Below are 19,949 nucleotides of genomic sequence, written 5' to 3'. Positions count from 1 at the left end.
GCCATAGCATTTATGAACTGTGCGCTATCTCATGTACTTAATATCAGAAGTCACTATTGCAGAAAATAAAAAAGGAGACAGAGTCTCCTTTTTTATAATTGAAATTAACTATTATGATTGGCGTAAAGCTTGAATACGCTTATCTAACGGTGGGTGGCTCATTAATAATTCGGTTAAGCTGCGCTTACCGTTAATACCAAAGGCCGCCATTGATGCTGGCATAGCGCCGGCTTCTGGGCCATTACGTAAACGCTCTAACGCGGCAATCATTTTATCTTTGCCGGCTAAACGAGCGCCACCTTCATCGGCACTGTATTCACGAATACGTGAAACGTAAGCCACTATGATTGACGCCAAAATACCAAACAGCATGTCGAGAACAAACACCACTGCCATATAGGCAAACATGCCTAAGCCTTGGCCTTCTTCATCGTTACTTGCTACGAAGTTATTAATAATACCGGCAACTACGCGGGCAGCAAAAATAACGAAGGTATTCACTACGCCTTGAATTAAGGTCAAGGTCACCATGTCGCCATTGGCTACGTGGCTAACTTCATGAGCTAACACAGCCTCAACTTCAGCCTGAGACATGTTATATAACAAGCCAGTGCTCACAGCCACTAACGAATTATTTTTACTTGGGCCAGTGGCAAAGGCGTTTAATTCTGGTGAATCATAAATAGCCACTTCTGGCATCTTGATCCCAACTTGCTGCGCTTGACGAGCCACAGTGTCTAACAACCACTGTTCAGAGCTATCACGCGCACGAGTAATAACTTGTAACCCCATGGTTTTCTTTGCCATCCACTTGGAAATGGCCAAGCTGACGAACGCGCCACCAAAACCAAAAATCGCAGCAAATACCAATAATCCACTCATGGTAGAGGTATTGACACCTAAGAGTGACATGACGATTGATGCAACCAGCAATATAGCTAAGTTAGTTACAATCAATAAGAATATACGTTTCATTAACGCTCCTAATAGGGCACTTTGTGCCAAGATGACCTGTCTAATGACATAATATGTCTGAATTACCAAAATTCAAGGGGCACAACCTACTTTGTTTGGCGGTAAATAGTCTAAGAACAGTTAATTAAGCCAAACTTAATCATGACTTAGATAGGCTAACATGCTGCATTAATTATCAATAAATTGATATCCTCTTACCCAAGTTAACCAGTTCCAAGCCCAAAAAGAAAAATGAGATCCGAATCATGACCACTCAAGCGTTATTGTTAAGCAGTTCAAAATACCAAGCGACACCTTACTTAAGCCATGCCATTGAATTTATGCGGCCTTTTAGCTTAACCACTAAGAAATGGTTATTTATTCCTTTTGCCGATGCTAGCCTTGAATATGATGATTATTTGGCGCAAGTCGCCACAGGTTTAGCGCCTTTAGCCATTGAATTGACGAGCATTCATCAATATTCCGACTACCAGCAAGCCATCGCCGATTGCGATGTGATTGTTGTTGGTGGTGGCAATACTTTTCACTTACTTCATGAACTGTATCGCTTTGATTTATTGGCGACAATCCAAGCGGCCGTGGCCGCAGGCAAGCCTTATATAGGCTGGAGCGCAGGGGCTAACATTGCTGGCCTTAGTATTCGCACCACCAATGATATGCCCATCATTTATCCGCCAAGTTTTGAGTCCTTGGCATTGGTGCCCTATCAATTAAACCCGCATTACAGTGACTATGTGCAAGCCGGTCACAATGGTGAAACTCGCGCGCAGCGGATTGAAGAGTTTACTCGGGTTGATAGCAACGCGGCGGTGATTGGCCTGCAAGAAGGTTCAGTCTTACATTTGCAAGGGCAACGCTTAAGTCTACTGGGTTGCAACCCTGCCTATTACTTTTGCGGCGCCATCCAGCATCAAGAAATTGCACCAGGAAGTGCGCTTTCTCTCAGTAACTAAGACTCGGAACTCACCACTGAGTTAGCGCTTAACAGTTAACTGTTAACTTTGCCAACACGTCGGCAGCTGTAAATAGGCTGCCGCTTGCTTAGCATTAGCACTTTCTAAATGTGGAACCACCCCTAAGCATGGCGCTGGCATCATTTGCTGCAAGCTCGCAAGATTCTCATCAAAGCAGCTCATGTCAGGATCCACGAGATTCGCAACCCAGCCCACTAAATTCAAACCGTCCGCCAAAATGGTTTCAGCGCTTAAGATGGCATGATTTAAACAGCCAAGTTTCATGCCGACCACCAGCACCACTTGCCATTGCTGCGCTTGAACTACATCAGATAAATACTCACCCATCACTAAAGGCAGACGCCAACCGCCCGCCCCTTCCACCAACTGCGCAGCAAAGCTAGCGCTACCAATGGCGAGCAGCGCATCAGAGACTTTTGCCACGGAGATATCTTGTCCATCTTTGGCCGCGGCGATATGCGGCGCAATCGCGGGCTCAAATGCAAACGGATTGACCTCTTGATAATCAAGCCCCAGCGATGATTCTGCCATTAGCGCCAGTGCATCGGGATTACGCAGGCCGTGTTCAGTATTAACGCAACCAGAAGCCAGCGGCTTATAGCCTTGGGTCTCTAATCCTTGTGAGCGCGCTAAATGCAACAAGCCACTGGCAATCAGCGTTTTACCGCTGTCAGTATCTGTGCCGGTAATAAATAGGGTCGGCTTCATCATAAGCGCCTCATATGGATAAAAGTGATATGGTAAGTTAATGGAATACCCTCCATTTGGCGCAATGCTTCTGCGCGAGCAACTAGTTCTAACCAATAGCGGCGCGACATTAATCCTTTACGCCCCGCGCCTTGATTGGCTAAGGTCGTGTTGGCCCCTACCCCTTTGATGGAATACAGCAATTCACGGACATCCTTAAAATGCACTGTGATAGCTTGGGTGCTGACATTTAAGGCTTGCCAATCCTTAAGACTAAAGGCGTCAATAATATCGCAACTGGCATCAAAGGCATTGACCTGTAAGTTCAGCGCCTTGAGTTCAGGCAAACTGCCCGCGGTCACTATGCTTAAGGATATTTGGCCATCAGGGCGACATACGCGGCTAAGTTCACGCGCCACCTGATTAATATCAGGGCACCACTGCAAGGCTAAGTTGGAATAAATAACATCCATGCTGTTATCTGCCAACGGGAGCTGCTGGGCGTCTCCTTGCAGCACCTGATAGGCAGGATAATGGCGCTTTAATTGTTGCAGCATGCCACCGGCAATATCTAAGGCATAAACCTGGATATGAGCCTGTGTATGCTGACTAAAATCTGTGCCTGGCCCAGCGCCAATATCCAGTAGTGTTTGACCTTGGCCTAAACCAGATAACAATTGCTGCTGACAAATGCGCTGCACTCGATTGTGCTCAAGATAGCCAGTGGCAGCTCTTGAAAAGTGACTGGCGATAAGGTTTTCAGTGGCCATCTCGCCTCCTGCTATTTTGTATCGATAAGCTAATTTTTATCGATAACCATTTGTATCGGTAAGCCAATGTCTATCCGCCTATCCGTCTATACATAGCCTTCGCCATCGCTATCGACAATCATTTCTTTCGAAAACTATAGCTATCAACAACCTAAGCCATGCTCGCTGTAATCATTAAGCGGCTGCTCCACAGTAAATGCTTAAACGCATGATTCAAAAATTATTGTGACTATTGTTATGGCTATAGTTTGGCTGTTAATTTGACTGTTAATTTAGCCAATTAGCTAACGGCGTTTAAGTGATTGGCCTCTTGCGCTAACAGATGGCTTAAGCTCGTTAATAATCTATCGATGTCAGTGTGCTGATGGGCGGCGCTTAAGGTAATACGTAAGCGGCACAGGCCTTTAGGCACGGTCGGTGGGCGAATGGCACCCACTTTGAGTCCTTGTGTACCAAGCGCTGCGGCTAAGGCCATTGTCGCCTGAATATCATAGGTCAACACCCCTTGAATTGGGCTGTTTGATACCATGATAGCTATGCCTAGCTCCTTGGTTTTTTCTTGAAAATAAGCAATGTTAGCCCGCAGCTTAGCCACTAATGACGACTCTTTGGCTTTAGTTACCGCGACACTCACTGCCATGCAACTTGCCGGAGATAACGCGGTTGAATAGATATAAGCGCGGCTATGGCTCACTAAATAATCAATCACAGTGTTCTGACTTAAAATCGCGGCGCCTTGACCGCCGAGCGCCTTACCAAAGGTGATTAAATGAATATCTGGCACTACGGCTAAAGGCCGCCAGCCAAAACCATGGGCATCATCCACAATCAAGCCGCAACCATATTGAGTAGCAAGCTGTTTAAGTTCTGCCAATGGCGCTTCATCGCCATCCATACTAAATACCGATTCAGTGACTAATGCCGTCGCAGGCGTGCCTTTTTCAGCTAAGCGTTGCAACTGCGTCTTGGCAGACGCGACATCGTTATGGGTAAAGCGCACTAATTTAGCGCCGCTATCTGCAATGCCATCTAAGGCAGACGCGTGCATCAGTTTGTCGGCGACAATCACATCTCTGGCCGTAAACAAGGTTTTAAATAAACTGACATTGGCACTAAAGCCTGAGCAAAAAAGTAACGCGGCATCTTGCCCCGCCGTCATACACAAGCGCTGCTCTAACTCAAGATGGGCTTGGCTATAACCACTAATTAATGGCGATGCCGTGCTGCCATGACCAAATACAGCAACGCCCTTCGCAAGCGCCGCCGCGATATCGCTATCCCGCGCTAACCCTAAATAATCATTGCTACTAAAATCGACCTCAGCCAACGGCGGCTCAGCATGAGTTGAGTCAATATGGGCAAGCTTGCGCTGTCGCAACAAACCAAGGCTGGCTTGGCGAGTTAAGGTTGCCGCCAATCCTTGTTGCCAGTGAGCAAATGGCGTCACTTACAAGGCTCCAGCATCAAAAAATAACGCATTATTGGTTTTATCTTGTTTGGCTTTTACGCTTGCCATCACATCTTGCTCACGGGCGATAGTCGCGCTGGCTACTGCGCCTTGCTCTGGCGTTAACCCTAACTTTTTAAACAACTGCATATCTTGATTTTCTTCAGGATTATTAGTGGTTAGCAGTTTGCAACCGTAAAAAATCGAGTTGGCGCCAGCAAAGAAACACATGGCTTGCAGTTCTTCTGACATCTTTTCGCGCCCCGCCGATAAGCGCACTCTTGATTGCGGCATCACAATTCTGGCCACAGCAATGGTGCGTACAAACTCGAGGGGATCTAAATCTTCCACCTTGTCTAACGGCGTTCCCGCAACTTTAACCAACATATTGATAGGCACAGATTCAGGGTGTCTTGGCAGATTAGCTAATTGCTGCAATAAACTGGCTCTGTCGGTGGTGGTTTCCCCCATGCCGACAATACCGCCAGAGCAGACCTTCATGCCGGCAGAACGCACATGTTCAAGAGTATCTAAACGATCAGCATAAGTGCGAGTGGTAATAATATCGCCGTAAAACTCGGGCGAGGTATCTAAGTTATGGTTGTAATAATCAAGCCCAGCGTCAGCCAATTGCTGCGCCTGCTGCTGATTTAACATCCCCAAGGTCATACAGGTTTCAAGCCCTAAGGATTTGACTTCACGCACCATGTCAGCAAGATACGGAATGTCCTTATCCCGCGGATTACGCCAAGCCGCGCCCATACAAAAACGACTGGCACCTGCAGCCTTGGCGCTGCGAGCTTCAGTGATCACTTTATCAATTTCCAGCAAACGCTCTTTTTCAAGGCCAGTATCATAGCGAGCGCTTTGCGGACAATATTTACAATCCTCAGGGCATGCTCCCGTTTTAATCGACAATAAGCGACTAATCTGCACTTGGTTAGCATCAAATGACTGCCGATGAATGCTATGCGCCTGAAACAGTAAATCGTTCATAGGTAATGCAAACAAGGCTTCAATTTCATGCTTTTGCCAATCGTGGCGACACTGAGTAGACATAGGGTTCCCTGAGTAATTTTAACTTGGCTAGCATAACCTCAGGTCGTAAACTGTCAATCAATCTGCCAACTTAACATTTACTAGTGATTAAAATATGAGCGACAGCATCGACTACTCCTTCGACCGTCAGCATCTTTGGCACCCTTATAGCAATCTCGAGCAACCCGCCCAAGTGTTTGGTGTGGTTTCTGGTGATGCTTGCCTACTGACGTTAGCGGATGGTCGGCAACTCATTGATGGCACCAGCTCTTGGTGGTCGTGTGTCCATGGTTATAGTCATCCGCAGATTGTTGCAGCCATGCAGTCGCAATTACAGCAACTTAGCCATGTGATGTTTGGCGGTTTGACCCATGAACCCGCCATCCGCTTAGGCAAGCAGTTACTGGCGATGACGAGCCCGCAGTTAACTAAGATTTTTTACAGTGATTCAGGCTCAGTCGCCGTTGAAGTGGCTATGAAAATGGCAATGCAATATTGGCATGGGCGCGGTCACAGTCATAAGCAACAAATGTTAACGCTTAAACATGGTTACCATGGCGACACCTTTGCTGCCATGAGCGTGTGCGACCCAGATAACGGCATGCACAATCTGTTTAATCATGCCTTAAGCCCGCAGTGTTTTGGACCTGCGCCGCGCACGCCGTTTACGCAAGCACTAACTCCCGAGGACATTAGCGCCTTAGAAACCTTATTTGCGAAGAATCACCACCAGCTAGCGGCTTGTATCATTGAACCTATAATGCAAGGCGCTGGCGCTATGTTCTTTTATAGCCCTGAGTACCTTAAGCTATTGCGCCGTCTTTGTAGTCAATATGATGTGCTTTTGATTTTGGATGAAATCGCCACTGGCTTTGGCCGCACAGGTAAGCTCTTTGCCTATCAACACGCTGATATTGAAGCGGATATTCTGTGCTTAGGTAAAGCGCTGACGGGCGGTCACATCAGCTTGGCGGCAACCTTATGCTCGGATGAAATCGCGCGCGGCATTAGCCAATCTTCGACCTCAGTATTTATGCATGGCCCGACCTTTATGGCTAATCCGTTGGCATGCGCTGCCGCCAGCGCCAGTTTAGCCATTCTTGAAACTGGTGATTGGCAACAACAAGTGGCCAATATTGAACAGCAGTTACAACAACAACTGGCACAAGCGGCACACTTTAGCGCAGTAAAAGAGGTGCGCGTGTTAGGCGCCGTGGGCGTCATTGAAATGCACTCAGCGGTCAATACCAGTTTACTGCAACCAAGGTTTGTTGAACTCGGGGTATGGGTTCGCCCATTTGGCCATTTTATTTATATTATGCCGCCCTACACTATTAGCTCTGCGCAATTAACTCAGCTAACCCAAGCCATGACCACAGTGGCGCAAGAACTGAGCCGACAAGCTTTGCCTGCCGATACGCCCTGTAATGGCTAAACTTGGGCGCTTGGTTATCTTGTCGTGCATGGCAAAGCGCTGCGATTAGCGCGGATTAGCCGAAGGTGTTAGCGAGGAATTAGCGAAATTAGCAAGGAGTTACTCGCGGGATTAATTCTGATTTATGTGGATACCACTCACTATGTTAACTACGTATAGTAAGTTCATAAATTAACGTATCGTAAACCGCCTTGATTGATAAGCTAACGCTAACATTACCAGTGAGTAATGAATTAATAATGCGATTATCATCAATATTTGCAGGAGTGTCCCATGACAGTGTTAAGTAACTTGGCCCAACCCGGTGTGCTATCAAATCCTACCACTCATGCTGAGTATATGACCTTTGTACTTGAACAAAGGCTTGATACTAATCATTTAAGTGCACAAATTGCCCATTGCTTGGCCAAACTGGATGTCATCACTAAATCCATTAACCAAAAAGATTTAGACGCAAGCCTCACGATTAGCATAGGTTTTTCGGCTAATGCTTGGCCGCAGTTATTCCCAAGCATGCCAATGCCAGCGCAGCTGCAACCCTTTACAGAAATGCGTGACGGCACGCGGGTTTTTCCTGCCACCGCTGGCGATATTTTTGTGATGATTAAATCAAATCGCATCGATCTCAACTTCCAAGCCGCCAAGCTAGTCATGCGTGACTTACAAGCCATCGCTGAGCTTATCGAAGATATTCAAGGCTATAAGTATTTAGATAACCGCGACATGATTGATTTTGTCGATGGCACTGAAAACCCAAGCGGAGACGAGCGCGTTGAGGCCGTATTAGTGCAACAAGATATTGAACTGCACCAAGGGGGCAGTTATCTCACGACTCAACGTTATGTGGATAATCTCGATAAATGGGAAGCGCAGCATACCGAATATCAAGAGCAAGTGATTGGTCGCACTAAAATGGATAATGTTGAGCTTGATGACGATGTCAAACCAGCGTGGGCGCACAATGCCAAGAGTAAAGTTGAAATTGATGATGTTGAAATTAAGATGCTAAGACAAAACCGCCCTTGGGGTAATGCCAAAGAACATGGCACCTTTTTCGTGGGTTTTGCATCGACCCCTGAGATTATCAACACCTCATTAAAACAAATGATTTTTGCCGATGACAATGGCGATTACGATCGCTTATTAGATTTTGTAGATGCGAAAACTGGCGCCATTTATTTTATGCCATCAGCGACTTTCTTAGGGCAATTTGACGATTAACTAACGCCTTACACCCGAATTCAACTCCGAAGTGCGACACTCGGCAATTAAGCAGCTAATTGGTGAAATACCACCGCAGGCTGCTTAAACTTCAAACACCTTTTTGGTCGATAGTTAATTCTATTCTGAGCAAATTCGATTAATTCGTCACTCACTAGCCTCAAATCAACGCCTTTTTTGACATACTGCCGGAGTAATCCATTGGCGTTTTCATTCGCACCACGTTCACAAGAACGATAAGGGTGCGCAAAATACACCTGTGTATCTAGCGCCTCTGCTATCTCTTGGTGGTTAGCAAATTCGCGTCCATTATCTGCCGTTATCGTCAGCACATGTGCCCTATATGGCATCAGTAACTCAATAGTCGCTTTCGTTACATCTGCCGCTGACTTTGAACTAACTTTCTTTATCAAATAAAACCGAGTCTTACGCTCTAATAGAGTCACAATAGAGCCCGTTCCATGTAGACCCAATACAGTATCGATTTCCCAGTCTCCAAATCGCTCTCGGCTATCGACAATCGCAGGTCTGTCGTCAATCGATACGGCGTTTTTTATGGTAGGAGCTTGCTCTACTTTACCGCGCCGATAACGCTTATGTCCTTGGCGTAAATGACGATAAAGCTTACCGCCACGGCGTTTGTCGCGTGCAATATAGCGATAAATCCACTCGTGACTGACAGGTTCCTTCACTAGGCGCAACACCTGCGAGATTTGCTCAGGGCTCCAATCCAATTCCAGCAAAAGGATGATGCTCTCTATTCACTGCGAGGGTATCGCATATTTACTCGACTGACGCCTCATTGTGACAGCCTGCTCGTGTGCAATATCAGGCTGATAGCGTGATTGCCCTTGGCATCGTTTCACTTCCCGATAGACACTAGAGCGATGGCAATGAATGCATTTAGCTATATGTGCTATCTAAAAGCCCTGTTCTAAAAGCACGGAAATCTGGTCTCGTCTTGCTTCAGTCAACTGTTGATAATTCATAGTGATACTCTTTTACTTTGGCGAGATAAAGCGTACCACTTTCAGCAGTTGGCTTCTTCTACACCTCAATTAGAGTGTCGCAGTTATTATCTGAATTCTGGCAGAAACAAACACCCCAAGCATTGCCGCGATAGCAAGTCGCGGCAAGTTCGTCATAAAAGGTCAGTCGCGAAAAGTAAATTGCGGAAAACTAGTCGCCGCCAGTTAGCATGCAAATTAGCCATTCATTAGCAAAGCCCAGCAGCAAGCCAACTCGTCAAAACACCCACCCTACTAACGCTCCGATCCTGACAATCCTATTGCTACACTCCAACGACTACACACTCATTCCTACACTCCTATTGCTACACGCTATGGCGAGTCGAATTAAGCCATGATCTCTATGGCGCGAACAGGTAGAATAGCGGCCGCCTTAGTTTACTCGCCGAATGTAACTTATTTTATGTCTATGACCGACGCTTGCTTCACCTTACTGCCAGATATTGCTCAAGAAATTGAATTGCCAGCACGCTTCACCTTCCCCTTTTACTATCAGCCGCATCCGCTTTGTGTATTAGCGGCGCAGTCGCTGCAGGCTTATCTTAGCGCGCCACACGAGTGGCAACATAATTTCGGCTTAAACGATAGCGATGCATTTGCCATAGGCAAAATGTTTGGCGTACTGGTGGTACGCAATCAAGCCGGCGAATTAGGCTACCTCAGCGCATTTTCAGGAAAATTGGCTAACAGTAATCACATTACAGGCTTTGCACCGCCCGTGTATGACATGCTGCAGGCCGATAATTTCTTTGTTGAGCAAAAGCGTTATATCGATGATTTAAACCGCCAAGTCACGCATAAACAAGCCGCACACGAGTTAAGTGATTGTCAGCTGCACCTTAAGCAGATTGAACAACAGGCAGACCTTGCTATTGCCGCGCTAAGGCAAGCCATGATAGTGGCACGAGCGCAGCGCAAATTAGCCCGCGAGCAGTGGCAAGCAAAGCGTGACAGTGCCAAGGGCGAGGACTTATTAATGCTTGAACAGCAAGGGCAAACATTAGCCCTTGAGCTTAGTCAGCAAAGCGTGCGAGAAAAACTGCATTTACGTGATACTAAGCTTGCTTGGCAGCAACAAATCGATACGGCGCAGCACGCCTTATCACGATTAACCCGCGATATTGAGCAATTACAAACCGAGCGGAAACAACTGTCCAATGAGTTGCAACAACGCTTGTTTGAGCAATACCGTTTTTTAAATATCAAAGGCGAGAGTAAAAGCCTGCATAGCATTTTTACATCGACCGTAGAATTAACCCCGCCAGCTGGCTCTGGTGAATGCGCCGCGCCAAAATTGCTGCATTATGCCTTTAGTCATAATTATCAACCTATTGCTATGGCTGAGTTTTGGTGGGGCGCTTCACCTAAATCCCAAGTGCGACAACATAAATACTACTACCCCGCTTGTCAGCGCAAATGCCATCCGATTTTAAGCCACATGCTGCAAGGATTAACTGTGGATGATAATCCATTGCTGCAAAATACTGCGGCAGGCAAATCTATCGAGATTATTTATCAAGATGACGCCTTGGCTATTATCAATAAACCGGCCGAATTTTTATCTGTGCCAGGTAAGCAAGTCACGGATTCGGTATTTAGCCGCGCGCAGCTTATGTTCCCGGCTGCGACCGGGCCTTTAATTGTCCATCGCCTTGATATGTCGACCTCGGGCTTAATGGTGATTGCCCTAACTAAAGATGCGCATAAAGCGTTGCAACGGCAGTTTATTCAGCGTACTGCCAGTAAGCGCTATGTCGCCTTAATAGATGGCAAGCTAAGCATAGCTAGCGGCACTATTAGTCTGCCCTTGCGCGGTGATTTAGATGACAGACCAAGGCAACTTGTGTGTCATGAACATGGCAAAGAAGCCATCACCGAGTGGCAAGTGATTGAGCATATTGGCCAAAAAACTAAACTGTATTTATATCCCAAAACTGGTCGCACTCATCAACTGCGTGTCCACTGCGCCCATGCTCGCGGCTTAAATATGCCTATGGTGGGTGATGATCTCTATGGACAAGTTGCTAACCGCCTGCATCTTCATGCTGAATCCCTAACCTTGAGCCATCCGATGAGTGGCAAGTTAATGACCTTCCAAGTGGATGCCGACTTTTAACCACTTAACATTTTTAAGATTTTTGAGATTTTTGAGATTTTTGAGATTTTTGAGATTTTTGAGATTTTTAAACTATAGGCGTTGCCGCCGGCATCAGGAGCAATCTTGAGCGCAGCGCCTATTTATATCGACAGCTGCGATTTGATAGCTGAACTAACTAATAGCCATTCAACTAGGCTCACACCTTGAGATACACCTAGACATACACCTAAATATACACTTAGCTTGCTAAATTTTGCCCCACACTCACCTATAACGCCAACATTTACACCTGTACTACCAAGAAACTCGTATCAAGCAAATACAGCTTTATGTTAGTGCTATGTATTGGTGACTCAAACCTACTGGGTGACTGGAATTATTAGTTCAAAGCAGTTAATCACCCACGGCGAATACTGATTGGCGCAGCATTATCATCAAGTAACTGATGCAAGTTGGCACAGAAACAAGTAACATACGCATCAAGCGCAACATATTTGCAACGCAGCATTTTCTCGCAACTATTAAAGGCTTATACGTGCAACAACCCAGTAAATACCAAACAACTTTGATGTTAAGTGTTATTTTTGGCGTCATAGGCCTAATACTCAACCTCTTTCCTATTCCATTATTTGCTAACGTGCAGCTAATTTTTGGTAATACGGCTTTAGTTATTATTGCTGTGTTGGCGGGGCCATGGTTTGCATTACTCACAGCTATGCTCTGTGCCCTAGGTTTGTTTCTATCTTGGGGGAATTGGTTTATCTTCGTATTTTTGGCCATTGAGGCCATAGTATTGGGGTTTGCGCGCAGAAAAAACATTTATATTTTATATGCCAGCATGCTGTTTTGGTTATTGCTTGCGCCAGTGATTTTTTATTGTTACACGCTAGTATTCACCCAATTACCCATCAGTCATTTACCCTTCATTTTGCTTAAACAAGCCATTAACGGCTTACTTTATACGGCAATAGCCGCATTAATCTTATTGGTTTGGCCCTACTTATATCAATTTGACCGTTTTCCATATCATCCGCGGAGATCGTTTAACTCACACCTAACCTATATATTTTGCCTTATTATCACAGCCGCATTATTAATTTCGACCTTATTCCTTAACTATTCGCATCTACAGCAACAACAGCAGTTGCTGCTAAATAAGCTCAGTGACTCTCTGAATTATCAATATCAAACACTCGAACATTCATTTGAGGATCACTATAAATCCTTATCGACTATGGCGCTGTGGTTAGGTTTATCGGCAGAGACAACCGATGCGATAAATATTGATATCAATCAATTAGTCGAGCATAACGCGGACTATTTAACCTTAAAATATCAAGCGATTACACCGCTGATAATGGACACTGAGCCTGCCAGCCTTTTGCAAAGCAAGTCAAACAGCCATATTCCTGGGGTAGAGGCAGAAAAGCCGCCAAGCTTTATACAAGAAAAGACTCGCCTTGATAAGTTAACCTTAACCATAGACGTAATATCACAGCAAGATAAGCAGCTTTTAGGTCATCTATTGGCGACTTTTAATTTACCACAGATGTTTACTACTAATATAGAGAGCGCTAATCAGTCTCAGCCGCTGGTCATTATTACAGATGCCAAGGGCTATATTATTTATTCATCACCATCATTAACACTGCCTTTGCTAAGTCCGCTTAAATATCGACAGTCAGGAGAGGGCTATAGCACTCCATTTAACATGATAAATTTACATGATTTATCGACTAATGCGCCGGAATATATCTATCTCACTCGCTCATTTGATAATGGATTACGTTTAATGCTACTACAGCCTTTTGAGCCATTATTAATGTCGGCTCAACAGCTGTATCTTTATACCTTTGGATTTTTATGGCTAGCGATTGCATTAGCTATGAGTCTAGCTGGCATTATTAGCCGCATTCAGACTCGACCGTTAGTGCTTATTAGTCGGTGCGTAACCAATAAAGATACTCAAAACATAAAGATGGAATTTACCCAGCATACGCCGATTGAAATGATTAGCTTGTATGAGCAAATATCACTAAATCAGCAAGAGTTATTAGCCCATCAATTAGCGCTGGAAGAGCAAGTCACTATTCGCACCCTTGAGCTGAAACAGGCCAATGACAAGCTCCAACAATTAGCGACTCAAGATGGCTTAACTCAGCTATCTAATCGACGCCATGGCGAACAGTTATTTATTATCGCGCAGGAATACTGCCAACGCAGCCAAGAAAATCTGGCCGTCATTCTATTGGATCTTGACCATTTTAAAACCGTTAACGATACCTATGGGCATTTAGCAGGCGATCAATGTTTACGGCAGGTAAGCGTATTATTAAAGCAGCATTTTAGGCGTGAAACCGATATTTTAGCGCGCTATGGCGGCGAAGAGTTTTTAATTATTTTATCTGGCTATGAACAAGCCACATTAATTGCCCACTTAGAGCACTTTAGGGAGCAGATTGAACAACTTTCAATTCATTATGGCGCTGCTGCACCATTTAAGGTAACGGCGAGTATCGGTGGTTTTAATTGCGCGGCTAAATTTGGCTCAGCCCTAGATAAATGGCTGAGTATTGCCGATGAAAACTTATACCAAGCGAAAAAACAAGGAAGAAACCAAGTCATATGCACAGGTTGCCATCCTGTCTCTTGATCAGATCTCATAGCGTTTCTCCGGCTTCAAATAGGGCTTTGGCTAAGCGATACCCCTTTACCTGAGCCTGAAGATCATCCCATCCCTCCCAAATCGTGGACCAGCTGGCCATTCCCGTGCGCTTGCTATCATTAAAGCCTCCTAGTTTGGCCAAGGATTGATAAGCCCACTTCATATTTGGGGCTTCTTTGCCTTTATGTCCCCTTGGCTTGTAGAGCTGCATCAGTACTCGCCATTCATCATTCTCTAAGACATTGCTGCAGCTTTGATTTTCCATGCTTTGCGCTGCTTCGATTTGCCCTCTTTTTCTCAGATAAATTGGCTGGCTCATCACTTCCCGAAGTTGCAGTAGCCGCACACCAATAAAGCAAAGTATCGAGGCCGCTCGCTCAAGGTTGTCTGGCGATGTCATGCGTAACCTTTCAACCCCCGCGCCGGTTTTCCACGCCTTATGAAAGTCCTCAATGCGCCATCTAGTGGTATAAATATCAATCACATGAAGTTGCTGCGCCAACGTGTCAATCGGCTCACTGGTCAGTAGCATCCAAGATAGTCCATCTTCACCTTGGGGAGGATTGAGCTCTTGTGCGTACACCACATTAATCGCATGCTGCTGACGATTATGTTTGATGTTAACCGCACTGGCTTTGAGGGTGAATTTGGCTGTTCGCGAGGGACGATTCTTGCTTTTCCCACTGGCTTCCTTTATGCCTTTTTGTGGGATGGCGATGGTGTATCCGCCGGTAACGGGATGACTATCCATGTGCTCAAACAGCTTAGCCTCGTATTCTACTAGGTTTCTTGCATGTTTTGCCCGCACCACAAACCGTTCACTATGTGATTGTTTATCCGATAAATAATGCATGATATCCGCTTCTCTATCACACACTGAGATCACTCGCGACATGTGAGCCTGCAAGCGTTGCCGCGTAAAATAGGATGCATCGGCCCATTTACCGCTCTCTTTTTCATCGGCCTTGTTGGGATTATCAGGTCGACACCACCAATCTTGGTGGATCAAGCCCAAGGTCCGAGAAGTATGGCTATCCAGTAGCAAGACAGAATGAACCCACCAACCACGAGACTTATCGGTAGGTTTGCCTAATTTCCCTAATTCAGACGCCACACTGTGCTTATAACTCAGGGCTGTCGTGTCTTCGAGAGCAAGTATTTCATTTATATTTTCAATCGCTTGGGCGGTGCGAGCAAAACCGGCGGCTCTGATCATAGATGGGCTAACATTATCATTGCGGATCAATCGATAGGCTCCTTCGAGTTTGGCATCTTCACCATTACAAGATCTGGCAACCGATTTACCGCTGCCAACCGCCATGTGTTCAGCGACGGCGGTTAACCTTGCCGCTCGTCGTTTATCACCTAGCTCAGCATGATGAAAGTGATCATATGCCCATTTGTTCGGGTTAAAAATTGACATTAAAAATGATGAAGTGAGTGAATTTGCATGATCTGATCATCGCCAGTCAAGAAAGTTCCATTTTTTGCTAATAATTTGTGTAGAAGAGACAGGGTTGCCATCAATTAACCTTGTGCGAATCATCTATCGCCTAAATAGTATAGCGTTAGGCTAATAGATTTAGCGCCACGGGCAATGCCATGGCGCGATTACGAGTTAATCAGTTAGTCATATAGCGTCGGGATAGGCTGGCGCTTATGCTGAGTGCGCTTATAAATGCCGATAAGTTTTTTATCGACTTTTTCACCAACATCTTTACCTTCCAAAAAATCATCAATTTGATCGTAAGTTAACCCTAATGCCACTTCATCTGGCAATAATGGTTTATTTTCTTCAAGATCTGCTGTCGGCGCCTTATAAACTAATTGGTCTGGCGCGCCTAAATATTCAGCGAGCTGGCGAATTTGACGTTTATTTAAACCAAATAAGGGAGCTAAATCGCAGGCGCCATCACCCCATTTAGTATAAAAACCAGTTAAATTTTCGGCGCTATGATCTGTGCCAACCACAAGTCCTGAACATAATCCCGCAATTTCATATTGAGCTATCATGCGCATCCGCGCTTTGACATTGCCCTTAACAAAATCGACATTGATATTACTATCAAGCACACTTGCGGCCGCGTTAAGGGTTGCATTATGTATTCCTTCAACGCCATCACCAATATTAACGGTTAAGAGTGACGATGGTTGAATAAACTGACAAGCTAACTGAGCTTCCGCTTCATCTTGCTGAATTTGATAAGGTAGGCGCACAGCAATAAATTGATATGGTTTATCCGTTACAGGCTTATTAAGTTCATTAATGGCCAATTGACATAAACGTCCAGCAACGGATGAATCAACACCACCACTGATCCCAAGCACTAAGTATCGGCTATTAGCTTCTAACAACTTGGCTTTGATAAAGGCAACTCTACGTTGAACTTCATACTCAGGTTCAATCGCCTTGAGTACTTTCATTTCTCTTAAGATTTGTCCTTTCACAGGTTACTCCGTGCTAATGGTTTATCAATTGGATGAAGTGATTGTCGCCGCCCACCAGAATTAGCTAAATTTATCATTATTTGCTGTAGCGCTATAGTAAAAACTGCCTAGGAATATGGACATGATGCCAAAGTGGCAATGATTCATCCATAACAATCAATAGCAAGGTACTTGTCATAAGATTGATGATTGAAATAATTTACTTATTAATCACTTATTCTACATTAGCGAACCTTGATAATGGTGTTCCCACGCGGGATCAGTGATAATGCGGCCCCACATAAATAATGACCGACTCTTTCATGGATTATTCACTGTTACTCACGCTCAGCGTACTCCACTTTATCGCTCTAGTGAGCCCAGGGCCTGATTTTGCCATCATAGTTAAACTTGCCAGCCAACAAAATCGTACCGTCGCCCTAGCCTGTGCATTCGGTATAGCCACAGCCATTCTTATTCACTGTGCGTTAAGTTTGACTGGTATGGGAATATTAATTGCAAATTCAGTGTTGGCTTACACCATCATTCAGCTCATGGGCGCGGCCTATTTAGCCTGGATAGGTATAGCCGCATTAACCAGTGCATTTAAGCAGTGGCAAGCAACAGCATCTACACAAAAACAAACACTTGATGACAAAGAACAAACCATAGCCGCTAAACCTATGGCGACTCATCGCGGCTTTTTAATCGGGTTTTATACTAACCTGCTAAACCCCAAAGCTATGTTATTTTTCATTACCTTGCTTTCAGCGTTGGTCCCGCCAGATCTTGACTTAGCAACTAAGATAACAGCTAGTGGCTTATTTTTTGCTCTGACCGCATTGTGGTTTGGCGGTTTAGCGATAGTGATTTCTAAAGGCGATATTAAATCTATGCTAGAGCGCAACAGCCGCTATGTGGATTTAATCACGGGCATACTATTTGTTGCGGTAAGTGTCATGATAATTAGGCAATTATTACTAACATTGTAATACTGATAATGAGTTAATTAGCAATCCACAGCGACAGGCTAAGCCCTAACCGGCTAGCCTTTAACCACTATTACACCTCAACATAAAAACAAACCAATAAATTAATCTGCCAAATTCACAATCGTAAAGTCCAAGCCTGTAAATCTTAAGATATGCGCTATTTCACACCTCAAATAGGTGCATGTATAATATAGCTTTACTGCTTGGTATAATGCGGTTTTTTAGATGCAGGCATACTTATGTGGTGGCGTATAATTTTAATGACCTTAGCCTATATTTTACTGGGCGCACACTTCCTCAGATATAACCAAGTCATTCTGGCTGGTACTTACACCCTACTGCCATTATTGATTTTTATTCAATATCCGTTAGTAATGCGTGCATTACAATTATGTTTAGTAATAAGCACTTGCTTAGTTTGGGGCGGCAGCACTTATGAGTACGTACAAACGCGTATACTAATGAATGCCCCTTGGCTACGTCTTATGGTAATTATGCTTACCGTCACTGCCTTTAGTTTATTTGCCGCCTATTGCGGCAATGGCATCCTTAAGCGTCGCCAGTTAAACAATCAGCTAAAATAATTCTTATTTTCGCCTTAGTCGAGGGTAGCAACCTGCCCTCGACTACGATTTTTCGTAAAACCTTTCCATCACAGAAATCAGCCTAATGCCAAAACATTGCATCCTAAATTCCAATGCCATTTAGCCAACTTATAACAAATTACATCCAACTAGCATTTCGATATAGTGAAGCAGTCTTGATGAGTTAACAAAGTTAGGATAGTGTTAACTGGCTTTAAGGCAGTTACTATCCAGCATAATTCTCTATGCAAGAAGTACAATAACCAGAGGGGTGGTTTATGACCAACTTACCCGACTTCGATACCCTAAAGCGGATGGCAGAAAATGAGCCAGACGAATTAGCGAAGCTACAGGAAACCCTCATGGATGAAATTATCGAATCTTCAGGAAGAAATAGGGAGCAATTATTAAGCTTAAAACATCATTATCAACACAAGATGTCTTTGTGCAATAACCCGTATCAAAGATGTGTAGTGGCTATGACTTTGATGCGCAATAAATTAGTGACTTTGTCGAATGTATTGAATCAGCCCGCTGAATTCAAAGCGCATAAAGCAAAAATACTAGAATTTCCCACTCAACATGACAGGGTCCAAAATTCATAACCAACGCTTTAACTTAAAAAACCAATAGGTTGCCGTGGCACTAGCTAACATTAGACCCAGTGCCAACGGATAACCATAATGCCAATGCAGTTCAGGCATATCTTCAAAGTTCATCCCATAACTACTGGCGATTAAGGTTGGTGGTAAAAAAAGCACCGCTGCAATAGAGAAAATTTTACTGATTTTATTTTGTTGAAGTCCAGTAAACCCCATGGCAGCATCCAGCAAAAAATTGAGTTTATCGAAAATAAATTGGCTATGAGGCATTAAGGACTCAATGTCAGAGAGCATTTCGCGCAATTCTTTCATATCTTCATCGGAGAGTTTTTTACGATAATAACGCTGAATGTAACGCAGCGATCTTTGAGTATCGAGCAAACTTAAGCGAATTTTACCGTTGGAATCTTCCTGTAGAGTGATGAGTTTAAAAACATCATCTAACTCTTCATTATCAAACACCTCATGTCCTACATTATCTAAAACCGTATACACATCTTCTATTAAGTCAGAAAGATAATCGACTTTAAGCGTAAAAAGCTCGATGAATAGCTGCTGCGGCGTCACTATATCAAGACGCCCTAAACGCAGGTAATTACGCAATAAACGGATAAGGCCAACATCCTCCTCACGCATGGTTATCAAAAATCGCTCACGCAGATTAAAAGAAATGTTAACCGCTCTCACTTCCTGCCCTACACGCTGAGGAAATAATGAATTAATGTGTAAGCCATCTTTGTTTTGATAAAAACGTGCAGAGGCCTCGATTTCATTCATATCTTCTTCGTCAGGAACCTCTTCAGCTGAAAACGCTGATAACCATTCCCTTTCGTTATCTTCAGGTTTGTATAAATCTAACCACAGGGTATCTACGGGTAAAGAGTCGTGAATACTCAGCTCTTTTAAAATGAGTTGGCGATTATCATAGATGTATGCAGTGATCATGCAGCCCCCTACTTTCCACTAAGAATAACGTTTATCAGTGTATGCTATTATTGATCAATCA

At 44.5% G+C, this 19,949-nt stretch carries 16 protein-coding genes and 1 pseudogene; 8 read left to right on the top strand and 9 right to left on the bottom strand.

All coding sequences use genetic code 11. The features are described from left to right. Positions 1–111 precede the first annotated feature (111 nt). On the bottom strand, positions 112–975 hold the full coding sequence (gene htpX, locus FJQ87_RS08725; protein WP_140932301.1) for a protease HtpX: 864 nt from the start codon (positions 973–975) through the stop codon (positions 112–114). A 245-nt stretch (positions 976–1,220) separates the two neighbouring features. On the opposite strand from htpX, the gene pepE reads away from it, so the two are divergent. Then, positions 1,221–1,928, top strand: coding sequence for a dipeptidase PepE (gene pepE / locus FJQ87_RS08720; protein ID WP_140932300.1), 708 nt, complete (start codon positions 1,221–1,223; stop codon positions 1,926–1,928). Positions 1,929–1,970: 42 nt separating this feature from the next. Here the strand turns inward: pepE and bioD are convergent, their stop codons facing one another. From bioD to bioB, 4 genes are all read right to left on the bottom strand, one after another. Then, the gene (bioD, locus tag FJQ87_RS08715) at positions 1,971–2,657 is read right to left on the bottom strand and encodes a dethiobiotin synthase (RefSeq protein ID WP_140934046.1); all 687 of its coding nucleotides are present in this window, start codon (positions 2,655–2,657) and stop codon (positions 1,971–1,973) included. Then, positions 2,657–3,406, bottom strand: a complete 750-nt coding sequence (gene bioC, locus FJQ87_RS08710) for a malonyl-ACP O-methyltransferase BioC (protein ID WP_140932299.1) — start codon at positions 3,404–3,406, stop codon at positions 2,657–2,659. The genes bioD and bioC overlap by 1 nt, the downstream gene beginning before the upstream one ends. Positions 3,407–3,686: 280 nt before the next feature. After that, a complete protein-coding gene (locus FJQ87_RS08705) occupies positions 3,687–4,853 on the bottom strand; it encodes an 8-amino-7-oxononanoate synthase (protein WP_140932298.1) in 1,167 nt (388 codons plus the stop codon). Beyond that, positions 4,854–5,912 (bottom strand): biotin synthase BioB, encoded by a 1,059-nt coding sequence (gene bioB, locus FJQ87_RS08700; protein WP_140932297.1) that lies wholly within the window; start codon positions 5,910–5,912, stop codon positions 4,854–4,856. Positions 5,913–6,006: 94 nt separating this feature from the next. Between bioB and bioA the strand changes: the two genes are divergently transcribed. Both bioA and FJQ87_RS08690 read left to right on the top strand, forming a co-directional pair. Beyond that, on the top strand, positions 6,007–7,326 hold the full coding sequence (gene bioA, locus FJQ87_RS08695) for an adenosylmethionine--8-amino-7-oxononanoate transaminase (RefSeq protein WP_140932296.1): 1,320 nt from the start codon (positions 6,007–6,009) through the stop codon (positions 7,324–7,326). Positions 7,327–7,599: 273 nt separating this feature from the next. Next, positions 7,600–8,547 carry a Dyp-type peroxidase gene (locus FJQ87_RS08690; protein ID WP_140932295.1) on the top strand — a complete coding sequence of 316 codons (948 nt, stop codon included), beginning with the start codon at positions 7,600–7,602 and terminating at the stop codon, positions 8,545–8,547. A 47-nt stretch (positions 8,548–8,594) separates the two neighbouring features. On the opposite strand, the pseudogene FJQ87_RS08685 reads toward FJQ87_RS08690, so the two are convergent. Further along, a pseudogene (locus FJQ87_RS08685) lies at positions 8,595–9,536 on the bottom strand (IS30 family transposase). 442 nt (positions 9,537–9,978) lie between these two features. On the opposite strand from FJQ87_RS08685, the gene FJQ87_RS08680 reads away from it, so the two are divergent. Further along, positions 9,979–11,691 (top strand): RluA family pseudouridine synthase, encoded by a 1,713-nt coding sequence (locus FJQ87_RS08680; protein WP_140934045.1) that lies wholly within the window; start codon positions 9,979–9,981, stop codon positions 11,689–11,691. A gap of 517 nt (positions 11,692–12,208) precedes the next feature. After that, positions 12,209–14,326 (top strand): diguanylate cyclase, encoded by a 2,118-nt coding sequence (locus FJQ87_RS08675; protein ID WP_168195165.1) that lies wholly within the window; start codon positions 12,209–12,211, stop codon positions 14,324–14,326. Between the two features lie 7 nt (positions 14,327–14,333). On the opposite strand, the gene FJQ87_RS08670 is transcribed toward FJQ87_RS08675, so the two are convergent. Further along, positions 14,334–15,761, bottom strand: a complete 1,428-nt coding sequence (locus FJQ87_RS08670; protein ID WP_140932293.1) for an IS4 family transposase — start codon at positions 15,759–15,761, stop codon at positions 14,334–14,336. A gap of 203 nt (positions 15,762–15,964) precedes the next feature. After that, positions 15,965–16,786 (bottom strand): ammonia-dependent NAD(+) synthetase, encoded by an 822-nt coding sequence (gene nadE, locus FJQ87_RS08665; RefSeq protein WP_140932292.1) that lies wholly within the window; start codon positions 16,784–16,786, stop codon positions 15,965–15,967. Between the two features lie 287 nt (positions 16,787–17,073). Here nadE and FJQ87_RS08660 point away from each other — a divergent pair, with 287 nt between their 5' ends. The 3 genes from FJQ87_RS08660 to FJQ87_RS08650 all read left to right on the top strand — a co-directional run bounded on the left by FJQ87_RS08660 (position 17,074) and on the right by FJQ87_RS08650 (position 18,946). After that, positions 17,074–17,757 carry a LysE family translocator gene (locus FJQ87_RS08660; RefSeq protein ID WP_240778877.1) on the top strand — a complete coding sequence of 228 codons (684 nt, stop codon included), beginning with the start codon at positions 17,074–17,076 and terminating at the stop codon, positions 17,755–17,757. Between the two features lie 239 nt (positions 17,758–17,996). Beyond that, a complete protein-coding gene (locus FJQ87_RS08655) occupies positions 17,997–18,341 on the top strand; it encodes a hypothetical protein (protein WP_140932290.1) in 345 nt (114 codons plus the stop codon). A gap of 278 nt (positions 18,342–18,619) precedes the next feature. Continuing rightward, the gene (locus FJQ87_RS08650; protein WP_140932289.1) at positions 18,620–18,946 is read left to right on the top strand and encodes a DUF3135 domain-containing protein; all 327 of its coding nucleotides are present in this window, start codon (positions 18,620–18,622) and stop codon (positions 18,944–18,946) included. Here the strand turns inward: FJQ87_RS08650 and corA are convergent. Continuing rightward, a complete protein-coding gene (corA, locus tag FJQ87_RS08645; RefSeq protein ID WP_140932288.1) occupies positions 18,941–19,888 on the bottom strand; it encodes a magnesium/cobalt transporter CorA in 948 nt (315 codons plus the stop codon). The genes FJQ87_RS08650 and corA overlap by 6 nt on opposite strands. Positions 19,889–19,949: the final 61 nt, after the last annotated feature.

The organism is Shewanella sp. SNU WT4, from assembly GCF_006494715.1.
Classification (GTDB): Bacteria; Pseudomonadota; Gammaproteobacteria; order Enterobacterales; family Shewanellaceae; genus Shewanella.
The sequence above is the reverse complement of the archived record's forward strand: the minus strand, read 5'-3'. Positions and strand labels throughout refer to the sequence as shown.